The 6,000-nt window shown below is 44.3% G+C and carries 6 protein-coding genes; 4 read left to right on the top strand and 2 right to left on the bottom strand.

From position 1 onward, the window contains the following. The first annotated feature begins 644 nt into the window (after positions 1-644). On the top strand, positions 645-872 hold the full coding sequence (locus IGQ44_13235; GenBank protein HIK38939.1) for a 4Fe-4S dicluster domain-containing protein: 228 nt from the start codon (positions 645-647) through the stop codon (positions 870-872). A gap of 57 nt (positions 873-929) precedes the next feature. Next, entirely contained in the window at positions 930-1,673 is a 744-nt protein-coding gene (locus IGQ44_13230; protein ID HIK38938.1) for an ABC transporter ATP-binding protein, read from the top strand. Here IGQ44_13230 and IGQ44_13225 read toward each other — a convergent pair. Next, a complete protein-coding gene (locus IGQ44_13225; GenBank protein HIK38937.1) occupies positions 1,670-2,479 on the bottom strand; it encodes a DUF3598 family protein in 810 nt (269 codons plus the stop codon). The genes IGQ44_13230 and IGQ44_13225 overlap by 4 nt on opposite strands. 105 nt (positions 2,480-2,584) lie before the next feature. Between IGQ44_13225 and IGQ44_13220 the strand changes: the two genes are divergently transcribed. Then, the gene (locus IGQ44_13220; protein ID HIK38936.1) at positions 2,585-3,868 is read left to right on the top strand and encodes a glutamate-5-semialdehyde dehydrogenase; all 1,284 of its coding nucleotides are present in this window, start codon (positions 2,585-2,587) and stop codon (positions 3,866-3,868) included. Positions 3,869-4,030: 162 nt separating this feature from the next. Here the strand turns inward: IGQ44_13220 and IGQ44_13215 are convergent, their stop codons facing one another. Continuing rightward, positions 4,031-4,618 (bottom strand): DUF1176 domain-containing protein, encoded by a 588-nt coding sequence (locus IGQ44_13215; protein ID HIK38935.1) that lies wholly within the window; start codon positions 4,616-4,618, stop codon positions 4,031-4,033. Between the two features lie 84 nt (positions 4,619-4,702). Here IGQ44_13215 and IGQ44_13210 point away from each other — a divergent pair, with 84 nt between their 5' ends. After that, positions 4,703-5,959 (top strand): methionine adenosyltransferase, encoded by a 1,257-nt coding sequence (locus IGQ44_13210; protein ID HIK38934.1) that lies wholly within the window; start codon positions 4,703-4,705, stop codon positions 5,957-5,959. Positions 5,960-6,000: the final 41 nt, after the last annotated feature.

Raw genomic sequence — 6,000 nt, 5'->3', positions numbered from 1 at the left:
TGAGAGTATAAGCTATAATAGACCGTGCTGAGAATGGGGATGCTGTGGGATGACATTGGGGAAGAAACCCCAGTAAAATGCACTTCTGATTGTTACTGGCAATGAACACTGGCGATGGAGACGAATAAATACAAGTGTTACACCCTTTACCCTACATCCTATCCCCTAAACCCTACCCCCCAGTGGTGACTTGTCTACCCCTGCATAGCAGCAATAGAAAGAAGTGGGTGTCTAAGATAAAATACATACAATTGTAGCCAGCCTACTGAGGTAAACGGTAAAATTGCTCAGTATGGGTTTTAAGGCTAAAGGGATCTAAATTTTTTATTACTTTAAATGACAAACGTAACTAGGGAGAGGGGAATCTGTCTAGAAGACAATTGTCGCTGTTGGTGTTAATAGTTAAAGATACGTTGCTTCCACTGACAAAGAAAGTCAACACTCATGGAAAACTCTTCTTGGGGTAGGGGGTAATAGGGGGAAAGTCTCTTCAAACAAACTCAATTGTTTTGGCTTCCCTTCCAACTGTCACAACAAGAAGAATTACTCGGAGTTGTGCCGTTACTCGTCAATTGCAGAATCAAATTGTCTTCCAGTATAATTGTTTCACGAAAAGTAAAGTGTAGTTCATCGGGAGAGAAACCTTGCCACACACCATCGTCACCGACATTTGTGAGGGTGTTGCCGACTGTGTTTCCGCCTGTCCAGTTGCCTGTATTCACCCTGGACCTGGTAAAAATATAAAGGGCACTGATTGGTATTGGATAGATTTCCAGACTTGTATTGACTGTGGTATTTGTATACAGGTCTGTCCTGTAGAGGGTGCCATTGTACCAGAAGAACGTCCTGAATTGCAAAAAACTCCTGTTTGATTTCTATTTCCCCCCAAAAATAAGAGTTAAAAACTGGTAGCAAAAATAGAAAAATCCATGAATTCTCTGTTAGAAGTGGAAAACGTTTACGCGGGCTACATTGACGGATTAGATATTTTACAGGGGGTAAATTTTCGCATAGATTCCGGGGAATTGGTGGCAGTAATTGGCCCCAATGGTGCCGGAAAATCTACCCTGGCGAAAACTATTTTTGGCCTCCTGTCTCCCCGGGAGGGGAGGATTATATTTAAGGGGGAAAATATTGCCGGATTGAAGCCAAATGAAATAGTAAAACGAGGTATGTGTTATGTGCCTCAAATAGTTAATGTTTTCCCCAGTCTAACAGTAGAAGAAAACCTGGAAATGGGGGCATATATTCTCTCTGGAAGTGCCCAAAGACAAAAAGACGTAGTATATACCATGTTCCCCAAATTAAAAGAGAGGGCAAAACAAAAGGCTGGCACTTTGTCGGGAGGAGAAAGACAAATGTTGGCCATGGGGAGGGCGTTGATGTTGGAACCAGATTTGCTTATTTTAGACGAGCCGTCAGCGGCTTTATCTCCTATTTTAGTTAATGATGTCTTCCAACAGATTAAGGCTATTAATGAAAGTGGAAAGGCCATTATATTAGTAGAACAAAATGCTAAAAAGGCTTTGATGATGTCTCATAGAGGGTATGTATTGGAAAGTGGAAGAAATGCCATAGAAGGGAGGGGAGTTGACTTATTAAATAATCCCCAAGTGGCTGAATTATACTTGGGCGCGGGTGGGATGGTTTCCATTCAAAAAAATGCAGATTAAATTAATTTTTTCTCCCTCACAAGGGTAACATCAAGCCATCTGCCTTGGGAGTCATATCTTCTTATTAAACGCAGTCGCAGATTTTCCGTAACTAACCAGCCAAATTCCAAAAAGAAGGGTTGATGGAGTAGGAGTTTCACTGGTGTTACAGAAGAAGCACCGTCTGGCAGTAACAAGACTCGTATCTGGTGGTTTCCCTCACAAAAAGTAATGGTGTTGTCTTGAATAATTCCCTCACTGGTAAGACTAGTCTGGGGGGTGGTAAGAGTTTGTTTTAGCCTATCTCCCTCCACCTTCACCAGCAGATGGGTGGTATAGGGGTTACTGTTTCGCCAGTCAGGGTAAAGGGTAATAGCCTCCCCCTGCCATTCCCCCTCTAAACTCTTTACCGAGAGGGGAGGATTCTCCTTGCCGTTACCCCCCTGACGAAACTCTCTGATAAGAGTGACGGATTCCAGTTGACTATGGATATCATACAATTGTACTAAACGACAACGTCTATCCCCCCTGATAAAACCGTATTCTGCCCCAAAAACAGCATAGGGACTAAATTGTAGCGAGCCCTTGGCAAAATGTCCATCCTCAAACAGGAAAATACTGCGATTGAGGTGGGTAAACTCACTGACAACAGGCTGGCAATTCTCACGGTGTAGGGTTAATCTAATAGTCTGTTTGTCGTCACTACAGGCAAGGGTTAACTGGCTGGGAGTGTCTTTTACCATCTTGCCAGTAGGGGAAAATTGGGTAAAACTGCCTTGCCATACGCCAATGTGTTTTAAGAGACAATCCCACTGTGACAATGCCATTATCTAAACCTCCTCGCCAACGGGATGGATAATAAGAGTTTACCGCCACAGAGGGCCACTTTTTGTTACAATGACCATCATGCTAATTTGGGCTATAATGGTCAGATGATGTCCGATTTAGTCGCTATCGCCCAGGAAAGTCGCAAAGCCGCCTCTCAACTGGCTGATTCCTCTGAAGAATGCCGCAATAACGCCCTCTTGGCTATCGCTGAAGCTTTAACCCGTCATCAGGGGGAAATTTTTAAAGCAAATCAAAAAGACTGTGAAAGCGCGGCTGGTGTTATCTCCCCGGCTTTATATGCCCGTCTCCAACTGGGAGAGTCTAAACTAAAGAGTGTTATTCAGGGTATCCATGATTTAATTAGACTACCAGATCCTCTCGGCCATGTCTCCCTAAAAAGGGAATTAGATACAGATTTAATTTTAGAACGTGTGAGCTGCCCCTTGGGGGTAATAGGTGTTATTTTTGAAGCACGACCAGAAGCGCTAATCCAAATCGCCACCTTGGCTATAAAGTCGGGAAATGCTGTTATTCTTAAGGGAGGTAAAGAGGCTATCCACAGTTGCACTACCCTCACCCAAATTATTCAAAATGCCCTTCAAACTGCCGGTATTAACCCCAAAACGGTACAATTGTTAACCACCAGGGAAGAAATAAATGCCCTTTTATCCCTGGATAAGTATATCGACTTGATTATACCCCGTGGCTCCAACTCCTTTGTCCGCTACGTCCAGGAAAATACTAAAATCCCTGTTATTGGACATGCTGACGGTATATGTCATCTCTATATCGACGCAGAGGCGGATTTGCAACAGGCTGTTAGTATTACCGTGGATGCCAAGACTCAATATCCCGCTGCCTGCAACGCCATAGAAACCCTACTGATACACAAAGCCGTCGCCAAAGAATTCCTACCTCCCATCGCCGCCGCCTTGAGGGAAAAGGGTGTGACTATTAGGGGAGATGCGGCTACCAGGGAAATCATCGAGGCAGAGGAAGCTACTGAGTTAGACTGGCAAACGGAATACTGTGACTTAATCCTTTCTGTCAAGGTGGTAGATAGTCTCATGGAGGCTATTGACCATATTAACCGTTATGGCTCAAAACACACTGATGCCATCGTTACCAACAAGGAGGAAAACGCTGAAAAATTCCTCAATCTAGTAGACTCTGCTGGTGTCTATCATAACTGTTCTACCCGTTTTGCCGATGGTTTTCGTTATGGTTTTGGGGCCGAAGTAGGTATAAGTACCCAAAAAATGCCTCCAAGGGGTCCTGTGGGCCTAGAGGGTTTGGTAACATATAAGTATAAACTAAGGGGAAAAGGACACATTGTGGCCGATTACGCTGAAAATCGTCGTAAATTTACCCATAAAGACTTGTTATAAGCCCCTGTTTTTTGCCCATAATAATTCCCGTTGTTGATGGGAAAGCCAATGAGAGACTAATCTCGATTCGGATTCGGCATAAATAAAGTCCCAGGCAAAAGTAGAGTCTGGTGTCTATAATGCCAATAAAATTGTTGAAACTGGCCCGTAAGTCTATTTTATCTAGGGGTAAATTAGGGGGTACTCTTCGGGGGGTGAATACCTGCCATCACACTTAAATTTGCCCCTGTATTCTAACAGTTTGAACCCAAATCCATCCCAACGATAACGGGCAAAACTCCCACAATCCCCCAATCCCCTGGCTAGGCTGTATACTGACAAAATCCTCATTTTCGGCTCAAATTGAGGAGTGCCGACAAGGGTAAAACTATCAGTTATTCGCCGATTTTCTAACTGCATTGTGAAGGTAGTAAAACTGATTTTTTTTACGGTAGAATTGTGGGAGGAGAACAATAAATATTGATAGTTCCCCTGATAGGCCCCCATAAAACATAGAATCTCTACTAGATATTTTTCGCCGTCTAAGGGGTAGACTTCTGTGGCTTCCGGAGAAATGCCTTTATCCCTTTCTTTTTCACACAAATTCAACTTTTCCTGTTGACTATAAATGGTGGCGATGACTCTTTGTTTTTCTGTTGGGGAAATCTGAATCAAATCAGCCGTTTGTTTCCCCCCCCTCCCACAGGCAAAAAGACTAATAACCCCACCTACCACCCACAACCAGCCGCCAAGACGATACCTTAAAGACAAACTGCCGCACAATTCTATTTGATGACAATAAGAGTAAATTATATCATAGAATATTGGTAGTTGTTGCCAATAGGAGAAGAAAAATTGACCCGCAGCTACTTATTTACCTCAGAATCGGTAACAGAAGGACACCCTGACAAAATTTGTGACCAAATCTCTGATACTATTCTAGACGCTCTACTCACCCAAGATCCATCCAGTAGAGTGGCGGCGGAGGTAGTGGTTAACACCGGCTTGGTTTTAATCACCGGTGAAATCTCTACCAAAGCACAAGTAAACTATGTCCAACTGGCCAGGAATAAAATTGCCGAAATAGGCTATACTGATGCTAGCAATGGCTTTTCTGCCAATAGCTGTGCTGTCTTGGTAGCATTGGATGAACAATCCCCTGACATTGCCCAGGGCGTCAATGTTGCCCAAGAAGTGAGAGAATCCCATAGCGATGATGAATTGGATGCCATCGGCGCCGGGGATCAGGGTATTATGTTCGGTTTCGCTTGTAATGAGACTCCGGAACTGATGCCCATGCCTATCAGTATAGCCCATCGTCTGGCCCGTCGTTTGGCATTGGTGCGCAAATCCGGAGAATTGCCCTTCCTTGGCCCAGATGGCAAAACTCAGGTTACCATTGCCTATGAGGATGATAAGCCTGTGGGTATCGATACCATCCTCATATCTACCCAACACAAGGAATGTATTGACAACATAACCGATAACAACAAGATTCAGGCCATTCTGAGGGAGGCTATCCAGGAAACAGTAATTAATCCTGTCTTTGCCGAGTTGCCCCTCAAACCCACCGCCAATACCCGTTTCCTACTCAATCCCACCGGCAAGTTTGTTATCGGTGGCCCTCAGGGGGATTCTGGTTTGACAGGCCGTAAAATCATCATTGACACCTACGGTGGCTATTCCCGTCATGGCGGTGGCGCCTTTTCTGGAAAAGATCCCACTAAAGTCGATCGCAGTGCTTCCTACGCCTGTCGTTACGTCGCCAAAAACATTGTCGCTGCCGGCTTGGCCACTAAGTGTGAAGTACAGGTTAGCTACGCCATCGGTGTCGCCCATCCTGTAAGTATCTTTATTGAAACTTTTGGTACTGCAAAGATTTCAGAAGAGAAACTGTTGGAGTTGGTTAAGGCTAATTTCGATTTGCGCCCTGCAGGTATTATCAGACACTTCAACTTGAATAGGTTGCCGGCAGAAAGAAATGGCCGTTTCTACCAGGATGTGGCTGTATATGGCCATTTTGGCCGGTTAGATTTGGATTTGCCTTGGGAACGTACCGATAAAGCCGCTATCCTAAGGGATAGTATTGGCAAAACCCTAGCCACTGTTTAATTCTATTAAACTCTTATTTTGGCGGCCCCTGTTGGGGCTTT

Source organism: Geminocystis sp. M7585_C2015_104 (assembly GCA_015295805.1).
In the GTDB taxonomy this organism is placed as follows: Bacteria; Cyanobacteriota; Cyanobacteriia; order Cyanobacteriales; family Cyanobacteriaceae; genus DVEF01.
This window is presented reverse-complemented; position numbering and strand designations above follow the sequence as displayed.